Source organism: Nostoc sp. (genome assembly GCF_036917755.1).
Taxonomy (GTDB): domain Bacteria; phylum Cyanobacteriota; class Cyanobacteriia; order Cyanobacteriales; family Nostocaceae; genus Nostoc.
In genome coordinates this window covers 44,978-60,493 of sequence record NZ_JBALFC010000028.1, presented here as the reverse complement: position 1 = coordinate 60,493, position 15,516 = coordinate 44,978, and the positions used below count along the sequence as shown (strand labels likewise).

The 15,516-nt window shown below is 42.8% G+C and carries 15 protein-coding genes and 1 pseudogene; 6 read left to right on the top strand and 10 right to left on the bottom strand.

What is annotated here, in order from left to right; all coding sequences use genetic code 11:
- The first annotated feature begins 454 nt into the window (after window positions 1-454).
- Together V7L05_RS08780 and ftsZ are read left to right on the top strand one after the other, a co-directional pair.
- Window positions 455-688, top strand: coding sequence for a hypothetical protein (locus V7L05_RS08780; RefSeq protein ID WP_335163727.1), 234 nt, complete (start codon window positions 455-457; stop codon window positions 686-688).
- Window positions 689-748: 60 nt separating this feature from the next.
- Window positions 749-2,053 (top strand): cell division protein FtsZ, encoded by a 1,305-nt coding sequence (ftsZ, locus tag V7L05_RS08775; RefSeq protein WP_335163725.1) that lies wholly within the window; start codon window positions 749-751, stop codon window positions 2,051-2,053.
- Between the two features lie 377 nt (window positions 2,054-2,430).
- On the opposite strand, the gene V7L05_RS08770 is transcribed toward ftsZ, so the two are convergent.
- The gene (locus V7L05_RS08770) at window positions 2,431-2,667 is read right to left on the bottom strand and encodes a hypothetical protein (protein WP_335163724.1); all 237 of its coding nucleotides are present in this window, start codon (window positions 2,665-2,667) and stop codon (window positions 2,431-2,433) included.
- A 527-nt stretch (window positions 2,668-3,194) separates the two neighbouring features.
- On the opposite strand from V7L05_RS08770, the gene V7L05_RS08765 reads away from it, so the two are divergent.
- Entirely contained in the window at window positions 3,195-3,911 is a 717-nt protein-coding gene (locus tag V7L05_RS08765) for a pirin family protein (protein ID WP_335163722.1), read from the top strand.
- Window positions 3,912-4,067: 156 nt separating this feature from the next.
- Entirely contained in the window at window positions 4,068-4,697 is a 630-nt protein-coding gene (locus tag V7L05_RS08760; protein WP_335163719.1) for a Uma2 family endonuclease, read from the top strand.
- Between the two features lie 58 nt (window positions 4,698-4,755).
- Here V7L05_RS08760 and V7L05_RS08755 read toward each other — a convergent pair whose 3' ends face one another.
- The 5 genes and pseudogenes from V7L05_RS08755 to V7L05_RS08735 form a co-directional block, all read right to left on the bottom strand.
- Window positions 4,756-5,658: a glycine betaine ABC transporter substrate-binding protein gene (locus V7L05_RS08755; RefSeq protein ID WP_335163717.1), complete on the bottom strand. Its 903-nt coding sequence runs from the start codon at window positions 5,656-5,658 to the stop codon at window positions 4,756-4,758.
- Window positions 5,658-6,290, bottom strand: a complete 633-nt coding sequence (locus V7L05_RS08750) for an ABC transporter permease (RefSeq protein ID WP_335000929.1) — start codon at window positions 6,288-6,290, stop codon at window positions 5,658-5,660. Before V7L05_RS08750 ends, V7L05_RS08755 begins: the two co-directional genes overlap by 1 nt.
- Window positions 6,287-6,394: pseudogene (locus V7L05_RS08745) on the bottom strand (ATP-binding cassette domain-containing protein); the annotation flags it as partial. The gene V7L05_RS08750 and the pseudogene V7L05_RS08745, both read right to left, overlap by 4 nt.
- A 193-nt stretch (window positions 6,395-6,587) precedes the next feature.
- Window positions 6,588-6,983 (bottom strand): hypothetical protein, encoded by a 396-nt coding sequence (locus V7L05_RS08740; protein ID WP_335163715.1) that lies wholly within the window; start codon window positions 6,981-6,983, stop codon window positions 6,588-6,590.
- Window positions 6,984-7,084: 101 nt separating this feature from the next.
- The gene (locus tag V7L05_RS08735; protein WP_335163713.1) at window positions 7,085-7,414 is read right to left on the bottom strand and encodes a hypothetical protein; all 330 of its coding nucleotides are present in this window, start codon (window positions 7,412-7,414) and stop codon (window positions 7,085-7,087) included.
- Between the two features lie 211 nt (window positions 7,415-7,625).
- On the opposite strand from V7L05_RS08735, the gene V7L05_RS08730 reads away from it, so the two are divergent.
- On the top strand, window positions 7,626-7,871 hold the full coding sequence (locus V7L05_RS08730) for a hypothetical protein (RefSeq protein WP_335163711.1): 246 nt from the start codon (window positions 7,626-7,628) through the stop codon (window positions 7,869-7,871).
- Window positions 7,872-8,254: 383 nt separating this feature from the next.
- Here the strand turns inward: V7L05_RS08730 and V7L05_RS08725 are convergent, their stop codons facing one another.
- The 3 genes from V7L05_RS08725 to V7L05_RS08715 form a co-directional block, all read right to left on the bottom strand.
- Window positions 8,255-9,013, bottom strand: coding sequence for an ATP-binding cassette domain-containing protein (locus tag V7L05_RS08725; RefSeq protein ID WP_335163709.1), 759 nt, complete (start codon window positions 9,011-9,013; stop codon window positions 8,255-8,257).
- Window positions 9,014-9,428: 415 nt separating this feature from the next.
- Window positions 9,429-10,001: a DNA starvation/stationary phase protection protein Dps gene (dps, locus tag V7L05_RS08720; protein ID WP_335163707.1), complete on the bottom strand. Its 573-nt coding sequence runs from the start codon at window positions 9,999-10,001 to the stop codon at window positions 9,429-9,431.
- A 115-nt stretch (window positions 10,002-10,116) separates the two neighbouring features.
- A complete protein-coding gene (locus tag V7L05_RS08715) occupies window positions 10,117-11,169 on the bottom strand; it encodes an aldo/keto reductase (protein WP_335163705.1) in 1,053 nt (350 codons plus the stop codon).
- Window positions 11,170-12,182: 1,013 nt separating this feature from the next.
- Between V7L05_RS08715 and V7L05_RS08710 the strand changes: the two genes are divergently transcribed.
- A complete protein-coding gene (locus tag V7L05_RS08710; protein ID WP_335163703.1) occupies window positions 12,183-13,892 on the top strand; it encodes a fasciclin domain-containing protein in 1,710 nt (569 codons plus the stop codon).
- A gap of 145 nt (window positions 13,893-14,037) precedes the next feature.
- Here V7L05_RS08710 and V7L05_RS08705 read toward each other — a convergent pair whose 3' ends face one another.
- On the bottom strand, window positions 14,038-14,703 hold the full coding sequence (locus tag V7L05_RS08705; RefSeq protein ID WP_335163701.1) for a class I SAM-dependent methyltransferase: 666 nt from the start codon (window positions 14,701-14,703) through the stop codon (window positions 14,038-14,040).
- Between the last annotated feature and the right edge of the window lie 813 nt (window positions 14,704-15,516).

Below are 15,516 nucleotides of genomic sequence, written 5' to 3'. Positions count from 1 at the left end.
GCAGTTCGACAGGCTCACTTTAACACTTGCCGTACCCTTCGGGAAGCAAGCTACGCGTAGCATCTCTAAGAGTTGGGTGGGCGAAAAAATCCCTATTTTCCAAGGGAGGTTGAAACCCCGATACCAGTTCTCTCAAGTCGGTAAACCCGCCCACGAGACTGGCTACCCGATGTTAAGCGGTTTAATTTCCCCACTCCCCACTCCCCACTCCCCACTCCCCATTCATCACACTAGTGAGAGTTCTCGTAGGATAGACTATTGCTGCAACAAAGTGTCCATTAAGACCACCCAAAGAACAAGTTAATCAGGTATAGTCTGACAAGTAAATTCTTGCTGACTTGAACCTTAAGGATAAGTAAGTATAACGTAAGTTTTGTGTCTAAAGTTGCAATCATCCCCAATGGTGAAACCTATTAACAATATTATTGTTGAGGCAGAGAAGAGGCGCTATAGTATGTCTTTACAAGTTATGCCCTACGCCCAGAAGAATGAAGAGATTAATGTCTGGTTGAAGTTATACAAGTCAATTTTAGATAAATGTCGGTATACTTCTCTAGAATTGGCTGTGCGATCGGCTGTCCTGAAAGCTTATCCCATAGCAAATTTTCGCCCTGCCAATTCTGTTAGGCTTGGCAGTAGTGAAAACAATAAGGAACAGTGCCATAGTATTGTGGCACTGTCAAACTAAAGTTGACTCTGAGGTGAATAACACCTGAAAAAGTCGTTTATCTACCCTTTCACAAATCCAATGACACTTGATAATAACCAAGGACTTACCTATAAAAATTCCCAATCTGCGGGACAGCCGGGATTCTCTCTGGCAGTTAACTCGACTAATCCTTTTAATAACTCTGGGCTGAACTTCGGACAAAGTCACGATAATAAGAAGATTTCTGCGGAAAATAGCCGAATTGGGGAGATTGTTCCTGGTCGGGTCGCCAACATCAAAGTGATTGGTGTCGGTGGTGGTGGTGGCAATGCTGTTAACCGGATGATCGAGTCTGATGTCTCTGGGGTAGAGTTTTGGTCAATTAATACTGATGCCCAAGCTCTTACCTTAGCTGGCGCTCCAAGTCGATTGCAAATTGGACAGAAGCTAACGCGGGGTTTGGGAGCAGGTGGTAATCCTGCTATTGGTCAAAAGGCAGCTGAGGAATCACGGGACGAAATTGCTACAGCTTTAGAGGGTGCAGACTTAGTATTTATCACTGCTGGTATGGGCGGTGGTACTGGGACGGGTGCAGCTCCAATCGTGGCAGAAATAGCCAAAGAAATGGGCGCTCTGACTGTTGGTGTAGTCACACGTCCATTTGTATTTGAGGGACGCCGCCGCACCAGCCAAGCGGAACAAGGTATTGATGGACTAAAAAGTAGAGTAGATACGCTGATCATTATCCCTAACAACAAACTGTTGGAAGTGATCCCCGAACAAACACCTGTGCAAGAAGCTTTTCGCTATGCAGATGATGTGCTGCGTCAAGGGGTGCAAGGTATTTCTGATATCATCACGATCCCCGGTTTAGTAAACGTTGACTTTGCTGATGTCCGAGCTGTGATGGCAGATGCGGGATCGGCATTGATGGGAATTGGAGTGAGTTCTGGAAAATCTAGAGCCAGAGAAGCTGCGATCGCAGCTATTTCTTCTCCGTTGCTAGAATGTTCTATTGAAGGCGCTAGAGGTGTTGTCTTTAATATTACTGGTGGTACTGACCTCACCCTGCATGAAGTGAATGCAGCCGCAGAAGCAATCTATGAAGTAGTTGATCCCAACGCCAATATTATTTTTGGGGCTGTAATTGATGACAGACTCCAAGGTGAGGTAAGAATTACTGTAATTGCCACCGGGTTTACAGGTGAAGTGCAAGCGGTAGTACAACAAAGCGTGGCTAACATTCGAGTAGCACCTAATACCTCGAAGCGACCAACAACACAGCAACCCGCAGTTAATCCCCCAACCTCAACTCCAACCCCAACTCCAACTCCAGAACCAAAAGAAAAACCTGGATTGGATATACCTGATTTTCTGAAAAACCGACGTACACCAAGGAGTTAAGAGATTTTGAATTTGAAATTTTAGATAAAATTAGCAGTCTCATGTCAGGCTGAGTGCTGTATAAAATCTGCTAGTTCCAGGGTTTTACCAAAGCCAGGGGTAAGCAATGCGTTGCCATCCCCGATTTTGCCAATTGGTAAAAAAACTCGTCAACGCTACTTTATAGAATGAACTTGGGCAGGAGTCTGCTGGCTCGCATGTCCAGCTATGCTTTTGTCAGAAAAAAAACAGGAAGACCTGCCCGACTAAAGATCAAAGATGCGATCGCTACATCTACCCCTTGCGATCCATTAAACTTATATTCAAGTGCTAATAAGAATGATAATCGCACTTTTGGGGAGAGAGAGCTAGCACGGTATCACCTCTCTCCCTAAAGGCTATTGTTGAGTTTGGACGATCGCAGTTGATGCCCAAACCTGGGTAGTAACTAGCACTCCTCCCACAGACAAGAAAAATAACAGAACTGCTAAGATTAGCGATCGCACTTGACTACTATCGAGTCTCTTGACGATGAAATCACTCTGTTTATAACGGCTAATTTGTGAGAAAAATCTTCCTTTGAGCGTAGGCGTAGCCCATCGTAGACATCGCCATCTCTGCTTTTTTTTAGGCATATCTTATTTATCCTGTCAAACAATTTTGGATTTTAGATTTTAGATTGACTCCATGCCTAAAGTCAGGGGCTTATCATTTAAGGGATTTCCAAGAAATAAATTATCCAAATAAACGAACCACTCCAGACACAGAGAAGCCAGTGCGTTGGGGAGCCAGTGCGTTGGACGGCTCCGCCGACTTGAAGCACCTGGCGTCGGGTTCCCCGACTTGTTCGCGCAGCGTCTCCCCTTGGGAGAAGCAACTGGCGCAACACAGAGAGAGGAGAAATAGAGAGGGTTTTTGCGTCAAGTTGCAATAGTTGCAAAGCTGACAGTCTTAGATTAATTAAAGCCTGAAACGATGAATCTTTATTGTTCAATGATTCAAATGAAAATTTCACAGTATATTTTTGGTAAGTACGCCACTTTTAAGTGCGTACTTTTCAATTTATATGTATATGTTTTATTATTTAAATAGTTCAAAAGTAATTCAGAATTAAATACTTAATTTTTTCACACTCAAAACTAATTAACAGCGAGGTTAACTTATGTCTCAAAATACAATTAGCCACCTAATTCACGATCGCAATGCACGCGGTCACGCTCAAACAGGCTGGCTCGATAGTTATCACACATTTTCATTCGGAAGTTTTTACGATCCTAACCGCATGGGATTTCGCTCTCTGCGAGTGATCAACGATGATCGCATCGCCCCTGGTGCTGGATTTCCTACGCACAGTCATCGTGACATGGAAATTCTCACTTATGTCTTAGAAGGTGCCGTAGAGCATAAAGACAGCTTAGGTACGGGGTCGGTGATTCGCCCTGGTGATGCCCAGATCATGAGTGCTGGAACTGGGATCAGCCACAGCGAATTTAACCCCTCACCAACTGAACCACTGCACTTGCTACAAATCTGGATTCTTCCTGACGAAAACGAGTTGACACCAAGGTATGAACAAAAAACTTTTCCTATCGAAGAAAAGCAAGGCAAACTCCGCTTAATTGCTGCTAAAGATGGGCGCGATGGTGCTGTAATAATTCACCAAGATGTTGATTTATACGTATCTGTTTTAGAGGATGGTGATGTTGTCAATTATCAAGTCAAACCTGATCGTTATGCCTGGTTACAAGTAGCGCGAGGTATAGTTAACTTGAATGGCGAGGAACTCAGAGCAGGTGATGGAGTGCAAATCAATGGCGAAGAACAGTTAGAAATTAGCACCAAGATCGGCACAGAAATCTTGCTTTTCGATTTAGGCTAATCTTAAGTCAACTTAGAGCCAGAGTGAATGAAATTCGCACGCCAGCTGCTCATGGGGAGTCACACCTAAGAGAAAATAAAGCTTTGTAGGGGCACACCAATGAGCATTGCTCTGCCCCTACAATAAACTATTCGACAATTAGTGAAGCAGCCGAATATGGATACCATAATTACACGACAAAGAATCCAGTTGCCACCTGGCGCGGTGTTGAAACTTTTAGGAGACTGGCAAGATTATCAGGTATTGAGTCAGCAACTAAGCGATCGCTCCTTGCCTCGCATTAAGTATCGAAGAGGAGAAATTTTACTGATGGCACCCCTACCAGAGCATGGAAGAGATGTGAGCTTGCTGGCAGATATTGCTAAGGTTTTGCTCGATCGTTTAGAGCAAAGATACGACTCATTTACGCCCATCACCATGAGCTTGCCAGAAATTAGTGGTATTGAACCAGACTATTGCTTTTACATTGAAAATTGGAGAGCAGTAGTAGGCAAAAAAAGAATTGATTGGGACTCAGAACCACCACCAGATTTAGTAATTGAAATAGATGTGACAAGCTACACCGACATTAATGATTACTTACCTTATCGAGTGCCAGAGGTCTGGATGCTAAAAAGTAATCGGTTATTAATTTATAGATTGCAGGCAGAAAGTTATGTGATTACAGAAAGCAACTACTTTCCTAATGTCAGAGAAATTGTGCAGCAATGTCTGCAAATTGCAAATGAGCAAACAACAAGTGAAGCGATTAGGTGGTTAAGGAGCTTTTTGCATGGACAACATTAGAGAAAATCCCCGTTACAAAACTGTACTTCTGACTTCCGACTTCCGACTTCCGACTTCATTATTTTAATCCCTTCGATTTCCGAAACTCCTGGACAACATCTTTAATATCACGTAATTCACCCTCAACTAAATAGTTTAGTTGGCGCATTTCATCTGCTGAAATCTTTCCGGTAAGTTGAGCGATCGCTTTCCTTAATTCGGGATATTTTTTTAAAGTTTCTTGTCGGACAATTGGCACTGGTTCGTAAGGAGGAAAATAGTGTTTATCATCTTTTAGTACAATTAAACCCAAGCGAGAAATCTGCCCGTCAGTGGAATTACCCGCTACCATATCCACCTGTTTTTGAATCAAAGCACGATATATTAAACCTAAGTCCATGATTTGCGGTGGTTTAGCAAAACGTAAATTGTAAGTTTTAGCTAATCCTGGAAAACCATCTTCCCGTTCTAAAAATTCGTAGCCAAAACCACCCCGCCATTGTGGTGTATATTGAGTAGCTTCGGAGATAGTTTGAATGTTGTAGCGTCTGGCATCTTCACCCCGGACAATCATCGCAAAAGTGTTTTCAAAACCCAAGCTTGGCATCACTTCCAGATTGAATTGCTGGGCATAAGCTTGTTTTAACTTCTGATAAACTTCTTTAGGATCATTAACTGCTTTTTGCTTTAAAATTCCAGTAAAAGCTGTGCCTGTATACTCAATATATGCGTCAATTTTGCCAGCAGTAATCGCGCTATGACAAACAAAAGAACCACCCAAACGCGGGCGACGATCCACTTTTAAATTAGTTGTCGTCTCGATTTGCTGTGCTAACAGTTCCCCTAAAATATCTTGTTCAGTAAAATCTTTGGAAGCAACAATAATATTGCCATTGCTGCTAGTATTTAAATTTGGCGTGCAACTAGTGATTAGCAGTAACAAGGCAAAAGATAAAAAGCAAAGTGTTAAAAATCTTTTCATTAATTTTTAATTTTTAATTTATTCTCTAACCAGCCAATTGCAAAGTCAGCCAGTAATGCAATTACCGCCGCCGGAACTGCACCAGCTAAAATTAATTGATCGTTCACTACTGATATCCCCCGAAAAATAAATACTCCTAAACCACCAGCACCAATGGCTGCTGCAATGGTTGCAATACCAATAGCAATTACTGTTGCGACTCGCACTCCTGCTAAAATTACTCCCATTGCTAAGGGAATCTCAACTTGTAATAATAATTGCCTATCTGTCATCCCCATGCCTCTCCCAGCTTCCCGAATCGCTGGATCTACGCCAGTAATACCTGTGTAAGTGTTACGAATTATCGGCAGTAAAGAATATACAATCAGGGCAACAATTGCTGGGACTGCACCAATTCCACCAATTATGGGAACAGGAATGAGTAGGCCAAACAGCGCCAAACTAGGAATAGTTTGGAGAATATTCGCTATGCCGAGAATTGGCTGGCGAAGATAAGTTTTCCGTGTAATTAAAATACCTAATGGAATGCCTATAAGTATGGCAATTCCAATTGCAATGCCTACCAAAAATAGATGTTCAAGAGTATGCTGAAGAATTTCTGGGGCATACTTAACGAGGAAGAAATTTTTCATAAAGTGTCGGGGAGGGAACGCAGACATTGAAGAAAGGCGAGGCTTTCTGGGTGTTGCGATCGCATAAATTCATCTGTTGTCCCTAATACTACCAATTCTCCGCCACATATTACAGCAGAAATCATGTATTTGAACCACATCTGTCGTAGGGGTACAGCATTGCTGTGCCCCTACCCGCGTGGTCTATTTACTACCGTGCTAACCCTCTAATTGCCGTAGCGTAACGTTAGGCTAACGCCATAACGCACCGCAATAAATTATAAAAATGGTGCGTTAGCCTTTAATATAACCACCCTACTATGCAGTTTTAGGATTCTCATCTAATGCTTGTTCTGCAACATTTTTCAAGCGGCTCGACCTGATTTTGCGGGCGCGATCGCTATTGCGAACACCACCCGCCATCTCATATTCGCGGCTGTCTTTGCCGTACTTGATAGCAACCACCATCAGCATCTTCTCAGAAAGCTGACTCAAGTTTTTTTCCATTTCTTCAATTTCAGTTTTAGAAGAGTCAACCACAGACAGAGCCGTATTATAAACATCAATTTTGATACGTAACTGATCGGTTGACTCAATCAGTTTTTCTAGATTATAATCTTGATCAAATTTGATGTTTGGAACAATCGATTTCAGTCCAGATGATCTTAACTGAGCTTTTTCTAAAACGCGGGATGTACGTTTTTGACGAGCCATAAATTTATTCCTTATAAGATGCTTCTGCTAGCTTGCCTCAGTTAAACTGCATTCCGGTTCAGCATAACTCACATTTTTTCTAATAAAATTTTCAGGTGATCCTAGTAATTTTTCGGTGTTTTATCACTAGATGTTGATTTCTGTAGAAATAATTGCCTAAGTTTCATAAAAGTTTTAAGGTAGACCGCCGCTCCCGGCACGAGAAATACCGCTCCCATCACGAGGTAGACCGCTCCCATCACGAGGTAGACCGCTCCCATCACGAGGTAGACCGCTCCCATCACGAGAAATACCGCTCCCATCACGAGAAATACCGCTCCCGTCACGAGAAATACCGCTCCCATCACGAGAAATACCGCTCCCATCACGAGAAATACCGCTCCCATCACGAGGTAGACCGCTCCCGGCACGAGAAATACCGCTCCCGGCACGAGAAATACCGCTTTAGTTTGTTGGGGAGTGCGTAGACAAAGCCAACTTAGGTGATCGCAGTTTATTAAAGGGCGATCACATTAATCGGGAGTTAGGCAAATCCAATTGCTGCGATCGCACTCCACAAGCGCGAGGGCTTGACAAAATATAACTGTTAAAATCAGCATAACGGTGTCAAAGTGCGAAAAAAACACACCCAATAGGAGAAAAATGCCAGCCATTGTTAAACTACAACTCTCCTTAGAAACTTTAGCAGAAGCAATATCTTCCCTTGATTTAACAGAAAAACGTCAACTTCAAGAGCTAATTGAGCAACAAATTTTTGAAGCCGAAGAAGCTTTGTATGAAGACGATGCAGAAACACAGGCAGAAATTCAAGCCGTTCGCACTGAATATAAAGATGGTGAGTCCGTCACTATAGATGAATATCTTGCTAACCGCTCAGAGCAGAGATAATGATAGGACTTACGCAAAGGGAACGGAAAACGAACCACAGAGGACGCAGAGGTCACGGAGGAATGAGAGTTTGAGAGGGTTTTTGCGTAAGTCCTAAATGAGTTATGCGATCGTTATTTCCAAGTCGGTACAAAGATAACCCCTGGCGATCGCTCATCGACAGTCTAGACAATTTCTCTGATGATTTTATGACTAATTGCGATCGGTCACTCATGCACACCAGAGAGAGTTTGTAAATGCGATACCTGGTATTCCTACGCTGTTGTTAGAGAACTGGGTTGAGTAGCTGTAAATAGGCGATGTTTAACGAACTGATAACTGTTAAAGTTTATGTCTAGAATCAAATAGCCTGAAAGTAGTGTATGCGATCGATGCCAAAACTTTCATAAAGTGCTTGGCACCGATCGCAGACATTGAAGAAAGGCGAGGCTTTCTGGGTGTTGCGATCGCATAAATTCATCTGTTGTCCCCAATACTACCAATTCTCCGCCATACATTAAACCAATTCTCGATGCCAAAATAAAGGCTTCTTGAATATCATGAGTAACAAAAACAACTGTTTTGCCTAATTCTTGCTGCAAATGCCGAAACTCTTGTTGCAATTCTAAGCGCGTAATCGGATCAAGTGCGCCAAAGGGTTCATCCATCAATAATACTGGCGGATCTGCTGCTAAAGCCCTGGCTACTCCGACTCTTTGCCTTTGTCCTCCCGAAAGTTCGTGCGGGTAACGTCCCGCAAATTGTGCTGGTTCTAAACCCACCAATTGCAACAATTCATAAACCCGCATTTTAATTTGTTTAGATTGCCAACCTTCCAAAGAAGGGACTAAACCGACATTGCGTTCTACAGTGAAATGGGGAAATAAACCAATTTCTTGAATTACGTAACCAATCTTTCGCCGCAGTTTAATTTCATCCCATTCAGTTGTGGGAATGCCATCAAATAAAACTTCGCCTTGTGTAGGTGTAAATAAGCGATTAATTAACTTCATTGTTGTAGTTTTGCCGCTACCACTGCGCCCAAGTAATACCAGTGCTTCTCCTTGGCGGATGGTGAAATTGAGATTTGACACCAATGGGCGATGATTGCGGCTAAAAGTCACATCGCGGAATTCGACGGCAGTTTGGTTATTTTGCAGCATGAGTGGCTTACTTGTTGTAAGTCAATTATCGAACAGAATTCAGGAGTCAGGAGTCAGAATTCATTCTGAATTCTGACCGAAAAAGCGGATAGCGTAGTGGTAGCTCATCCTGGAGCGTCTTGATTCTGAATTCACACGATGTGCAACTTATTCTTGTCACCCCTCTCCAAACCTCTCCCCGAAAGGTCGAGAGGCTTTGATTCTTGCTCCCCTTTCCCTTGTAGGGAAGGGGTTGGGGGTTAGGTTTGAGATAAAGTCACACACGGCGTGAATTCTGAATTCTGCATTCTTCTTCAACCAATTGTCACAAAAAATATGATCAAAGCGCCTAATGCACCCCTATATAAGATGGTGCGTTACGACTAAAGCCGTAACGCACCATCTTACTACTAAATCTAGTGTTTCTCAGAAGCGGCTATTTTACAGCAGCAGGTATCTTTTGAGTTTTAGTAGTACCCGTTTTACCATTCTCTGCCTTAATTTCTGCTACTTGCAGATGAGCTTCTAAGAACCAGAGTCGTTTGTCAATGGTGCGGGAAATTTCGGTGTAAAGATCGGCGGTATCGAGGTCGTCTAATTCATCAGTTTTAGCGATCGCTTCCCGAATATGTTTAGCATAAATTGCAAAGCGATCTGACAACGCTGTTACGTGGTCTTTACCATCTAAAATATCAAAGAGATATTCTGGCAAAATTGAATTACTAGCTGCGGCGCGGGCTGTTCCTAAAGCATATCCGCCTAAGGCTGTGACGCGTTCAGCTACCATATCGACGTATTCTTCCAATTCACCAGCAAGTTCATCAAATAATTGGTGTAGCTGGTAGAAGTCAGTTCCTTTAACATTCCAGTGCGCTTGCTTTGTCTGGGTTTTCAGATCCAAAGTGGCTGCTAAGGTTTGGTTGAGAAGTACCACGATTTGCACTCGCGCTTCGGCGGGAATGTCAATGCGGGTGGGAAACAGACGTGATGAAATGGTGTTGTCGCTCATAGTTCTACGTTAATGCCTTTTACATCTAACTGTACAGATTTTTTTTGGCTATGGGAAACTCTCTGACGATAGATTAAATTAATGGCTGAATGTGTTACTGTATATGACTATTGCGTTAACTGCGATGGTTTTCTATGGTATTAAATGTACCACCGAAAAGGCGATCGCGAATTACATCGTTCTGCAAGAAGTCATGGGGAAAACCCAATTCAATTTTACTTACTTCATTTAAACGTTGCAAATGTTCTGGGGAGAGGTTGACTTCTATTGAAGCTAAGTTGTCTTGAAATTGCGTTAATTTACGTGCCCCAATGATCGGAATAATTACGCCACTTTGCGCGCGTAACCAAGCTAATGCTACCTGTGAGGGTGTGTGTCCAATTTCTGCTGCAACTTGGCTAACAACTTCAGCGATGGCTAAACTCCGTTCTGAAATAGTTCCTAATGCTGCATTTGCTAATCGCGCCTGTTCGCTACCCTCTTGAGGAGGCTGATTATACTTACCTGTTAGCACACCACCACCCAACGGCGACCACGGTGTTACTGCTAAATCAAAAGCTTTAGCCATCGGTAGCAAATCCCGTTCTGGTGTTCGCTGAATTAAACTATACTCAACTTGCAGGGCGACAAACTGCGTCCATCCTTGGTATTGGGCGATGGTATTTGCTTGGGAAACAATCCAAGCAGGGGTATCTGAAATGCCGATATAAAGTACTTTACCTTGACGAACTAGATCATCTAGCGATCGCAAGACTTCTTCAATAGGTGTTGTGAAATCCCAAGCGTGCAACCAGAATAAATCAATGTAATCGGTATTCAGCCGTTTCAGGCTACCTTCTAAAGACTGGATTAAATTCTTGCGATGGTTTCCACTGGCGTTAGGGTAGCCTTTGTTGTCGTTCATCCGCAAGGGAAAGGAATATTTTGTCGCAACTACAAAGCGTTGCCGTTCTAAGCCAATCAACTCACCGACAATTTTTTCACTGCTACCATCGGTATAACCGTTGGCGGTGTCAATAAAATTACCGCCTGCTTCTACATAGCTATCAAAGATTTTACGACTTTCGTCAACAGATGCACCCCAACCCCAATCTTCACCAAAGGTCATGGTTCCCAAGGAGAGTTCAGAAACTCTTAACCCGCTTTTACCCAAGAGTTTGTATCTCATGAATATTTTCTCATTAATGAAAAAACTAAGCAAATACCATCCCAAAGGCATGATAACAATTCAAAATTCAAAATTTTTGCATTAAAGACATTTTCAGACGTTCGCGTAGCGGACGCACCAGAAGAGAAGTGTCTTACGGAGGTTCCTCACCTTGCAAAACTGTACCCTGAGCGAAGCCGAAGGACACCGCTTCCGACTTCTTTAAAACACTCTCTTAAGCCCATTGATAAACAAGATTCCTGCTGCCTCTTTGAACCCACAAAGAGCGTTGAGGTAAGGTTTTACAAAGCTTTTACACTCATTGAGATGCTCCCTTGTTAAGGTAGGCAAACTTCCGCCGTGTTGTAGTAGTTTATCTATGAGTTAATTTCCCGAAAATTCTCTTTTGCGAAGAAATAATTCTTAGCCAAAATTCTTTGGCGCAATCATCCCCGAAATTTTTGATTGCGATCGCTAACTCCAGTCTAGTATTTCAACATTTTCCATCACAGACAACTATCTAAAGGGTGAAACTTTTTCCTCGAAATCCAGCCATTAGTTAGTTGTATAATTTTTATCCAAGAGTAATAATGTATCGTATTGCCAAGACACATTTGATTTCTTAAACTTTGCTAAAGATTATGATACATTGATCTTGACAGCATTAACCCTGCTCGGCAATTAGAAAGAGATGGCTATTGAAAGCCAGTTTTCCTACTGCTTGACTGCGATTTTATAACTGAATAAAATCGCCTAGTTGCACTAATTATCTTTATTAGTGTCATCCGTGGTTCTTTAAAAATCAAATAGGAATTCTAGACTAACTATGTGTGGTGAACATTTGAATAAATGTTATGAGGTGTCAGAGCAGCTACTCATAATATCCAACATTTGACTTTTCCAGAGTTAATGATTGTATTTCTGGTTTCCATATCGGGGCAAACCAAACAATCATCTCGATATTTGTATTCACTTAACCTTGCATCCAGTATTTTCCAATAGTCAATCCAAGAATTTGAAAAGAGGATATTTCCATGTCTAGTTTCTTTCGTTGGTCATCAGGAAGGTTTGTTTTACTAGTTCTGGGAATGACAGCTGCGACAATAACTCCCATCTTAATTTCCGCCCCAGCTTCATCTCAAACTACTGTTCCATCTACGACACCATCGCCTGAGACACCATCGCCTGCGACACCATCGCCTGCGGCACCATCGCCGACTTCATCAGTTAACTTATCTGATGTTTCCTCAGATTATTGGGCGCATCCCTTCATTCAAGCCTTAGCAGACAATAATGTGATTGCTGGCTTTCCTGATGGCACCTTTAGACCCGATCAAGCTGTGACTCGTGCTGAATTTGCCGCCTTAATTCAAAAAGCTTTCGGCAACCAAAACCGAGTTCGGCAATTAACCGCAGGTGGATTTAGTGATGTTCCTTCTGGCTATTGGGCGGCTTCTGCAATTCAGAGCGCCTACGAAACTGGATTTTTGGCAGGCTATCCTGGGAACGTGTTTTTGCCAAATCAACAAATACCCAGAGTACAGGGGATTGTTGCTTTAGCAAGTGGTTTGGGTTTGACTACTAGCAGTACTGGAGCAAGTAGTGATCTGGGCACCTATTACAATGACGCCTCAAGTATCCCGAACTACGCTGTTAATGGTGTGACAGCAGCAACACAATCTAATATTGTTGTTAATTATCCAAATGTAAAACAACTCAATCCGCAACAGCCCCTGACTCGTGCGGAAGCTGCGGCACTTTTATATCAAGCTTTGGCTAAACAGGGACGGATACAACCGATTGCGAGCAATCTTCCAGCTAGTCAGTATATTGTCGGTGGAACTCAAACCGGTAGCGATATTGTTTCTCTTGCTGCATCCAGTAGTTCTCTTACAACTCTGACTTCTTTATTAAAGACAGCTGGTTTAGCAGACATTCTTCAACAGCCTGGCCCTTATACAGTTTTCGCTCCTACAGATGAAGCATTTGCTGCTTTGCCTGCTGCTACCCTACAGCAGTTACAGCAACCAGAAAACAGAGAAGCATTGATTAAGATTTTGAGATATCATGTGGTTCCTGGTGCAGTAACTGCTAGTCAACTCTCGGCTGGGGAACTGAAAACCTATGAAGATAGACCTGTAAATATTAAAATCGATCGCGCTAACAATCAAGTCGAGGTGAATAATGCCAGAGTTATCCAGGCAGACATCAAAGCTAGCAATGGTGTTATCCATGCAATTAACCAAGTCTTGATTCCGCCTGATATTAACATCAGTAAGTTAAATCAACCACCAACAGCAAACACGCCTAATGTTGAGCCAGGTAGGGCAACTCGTGGTGGCAGAAGCTACATCGGAGTTGCTGGTAACATTGGTTTGAGTGGCGGTGATACAGCCCTGAGTGACGGTAACTTTGCAGCGATTAGCAAAATTGGTCTGACACGTAACATATCAGTGCGACCATCGGTGATCTTTGGGGATGATACATTGTTTATGGTTCCTTTGACTTTGGATTTTTCTCCCAGCGTCGCAGGTTCGGTGGGCGAAAGAACCTATACTATATCTCCTTACATAGGTGCTGGCGTAGCGATTGAAGCTAATCTGGATACTGATTTTGGATTACTGCTAACTGGTGGTGTAGACATTCCTCTGGGTTCTAAATTTACGCTCAATGGTGCTGTAAATGCTGCTTTTATGGATGAAACTGATGTCGGTCTACTATTCGGACTTGGCTACAACTTCTAAGTAAATAGAAGTAGAACACGCGGTAGGGGCAATTCATTGAAAGTCGGCGGGAAACTCCAACCCCTTGTGGATGGAGAGGGATAGTCGCCCGCCGATTTCGGGCATTGGGCATTGGGCATGCCCCATGCCCCATTCCATAACTATACTAAGGTCGCTTGATTGCTAAAGTAAGTCCATCGGCGATGGGGACGAGTGAGAGTGTTATCCGTTCGTCATGATGTAACTTTTTGTTGAGCGCCCGGATTGCTTGGGTGCTTTGATCTTGATTTTGCTCTTGGGCAACTTGTCCAGACCATAAAACATTATCAATCGCAATTAATCCACCTGGACGCACCAATTGCAGCGATCGCTCATAATATCCGTCATAATTTTCTTTATCAGCATCAATAAAGGCAAAATCAAATGTCTCGGCTTGCCCAGTTGCCAACAGTTGATCTAAAGTTTCCAAACCTGGTGCTAATCGTAGATCGATTTTATCAGCAACTCCGGCTTCTTGCCAATATCGGCGGGCGATCGCAGTAAATTCTTCATTCACATCAGCAGCGATAATTTTCCCATCAGCCGGTAGTGCCAAAGCTACAGAAAGTGAGCTATAACCCGTAAACACTCCAACTTCCAGGGTTTTTTTCGCTCCAATCAACTGTACCAAAAGTCTCATAAACTGACCTTGTTCTGGTGAAATCTGCATTCCACTTCGGGGATGGCTGGCGGTTTCTTGGCGCAACTTCAAAAGAATCTCCGGTTCCCGCAGCGAAACGGATAAAAGGTAATTATAGAGTTGGTTATCAAGACCTATAGACTGTTTTGGCATGGTAGATCAGAGAATTGAAAGAATCTACAGTTATACTATCGCCTAAGAGTGGTTTATCAGTAGTGGACTCTCTAGGCTAAAACAGTGCATTAGACTTAGACGTAGGTTGGGGTTGGTGCAGTTAAAGCATTTGGAGAAGCTGCTATTGCCTATTTTGAAAATATGCATCCTGACAAAATTTACGGCTCGGACTGAGCAATGAGGAAATTTAAAAACCTGCCAAAATGGCAACCCGATTCTGATTAACCAAGTTAAATTGTACAAAGATAAACGACTTCAAGGGTTTTGTTATCAGGGACTACCAAGTAAGTAAATTCCTTTTGTAAAACACTATCTACTAAGTGATTTACAAAAACCAAAAACTATCTTTACCAATTATTTGCAGAGTATTTTTCTCAGCAGATAAATATCAATAATCAGGTTTGGCATTTGCTGCAACAGGAATATAAAATGCTTACGGGCGTTGTTGTCGAAGTATGGATTAGCCCCCAAATAACGGGCAACGTCTGTATACATTCCTGTTCACTTCAGTGGCAAATGGCAGAGTGGGAGTTTGAAAGCTGACTGATATGCTTCCTCCCACTCTCTTTTTATCCAAACAGAATTCAGGAGTCAGGAGCCAGAATTCAGAATTTAATTCTGTGTGACTGGTGAAGCAGCACTACAAGAAGGTTTCCTTGTGTAGGTGACTGGTGAACCCGAAGCGTGGATAAATAAACGGGTTTAAGACCCCCATTGATAGCGGAGCCTCTTCGAGTCCGCGTTCGCTTTTAGCGTCTCGTAGAGAACGTCTTGATTTTGACGAATGTATTC

What these genes read in the sequence shown, in the direction of transcription:
- V7L05_RS08725 (WP_335163709.1), bottom strand. Translation starts at nt 9,013, where the DNA reads ATGCTGCAAAATAACCAAACTGCCGTCGAATTCCGCGATGTGACTTTT.
- V7L05_RS08760 (WP_335163719.1), top strand. Translation starts at nt 4,068, where the DNA reads ATGGATACCATAATTACACGACAAAGAATCCAGTTGCCACCTGGCGCG.
- V7L05_RS08715 (WP_335163705.1), bottom strand. Translation starts at nt 11,169, where the DNA reads ATGAGATACAAACTCTTGGGTAAAAGCGGGTTAAGAGTTTCTGAACTC.
- V7L05_RS08705 (WP_335163701.1), bottom strand. Translation starts at nt 14,703, where the DNA reads ATGCCAAAACAGTCTATAGGTCTTGATAACCAACTCTATAATTACCTT.
- V7L05_RS08740 (WP_335163715.1), bottom strand. Translation starts at nt 6,983, where the DNA reads ATGGCTCGTCAAAAACGTACATCCCGCGTTTTAGAAAAAGCTCAGTTA.
- V7L05_RS08780 (WP_335163727.1), top strand. Translation starts at nt 455, where the DNA reads ATGTCTTTACAAGTTATGCCCTACGCCCAGAAGAATGAAGAGATTAAT.
- V7L05_RS08750 (WP_335000929.1), bottom strand. Translation starts at nt 6,290, where the DNA reads ATGAAAAATTTCTTCCTCGTTAAGTATGCCCCAGAAATTCTTCAGCAT.
- V7L05_RS08770 (WP_335163724.1), bottom strand. Translation starts at nt 2,667, where the DNA reads ATGCCTAAAAAAAAGCAGAGATGGCGATGTCTACGATGGGCTACGCCT.
- V7L05_RS08710 (WP_335163703.1), top strand. Translation starts at nt 12,183, where the DNA reads ATGTCTAGTTTCTTTCGTTGGTCATCAGGAAGGTTTGTTTTACTAGTT.
- V7L05_RS08765 (WP_335163722.1), top strand. Translation starts at nt 3,195, where the DNA reads ATGTCTCAAAATACAATTAGCCACCTAATTCACGATCGCAATGCACGC.
- dps (WP_335163707.1), bottom strand. Translation starts at nt 10,001, where the DNA reads ATGAGCGACAACACCATTTCATCACGTCTGTTTCCCACCCGCATTGAC.
- V7L05_RS08730 (WP_335163711.1), top strand. Translation starts at nt 7,626, where the DNA reads ATGCCAGCCATTGTTAAACTACAACTCTCCTTAGAAACTTTAGCAGAA.
- ftsZ (WP_335163725.1), top strand. Translation starts at nt 749, where the DNA reads ATGACACTTGATAATAACCAAGGACTTACCTATAAAAATTCCCAATCT.
- V7L05_RS08755 (WP_335163717.1), bottom strand. Translation starts at nt 5,658, where the DNA reads ATGAAAAGATTTTTAACACTTTGCTTTTTATCTTTTGCCTTGTTACTG.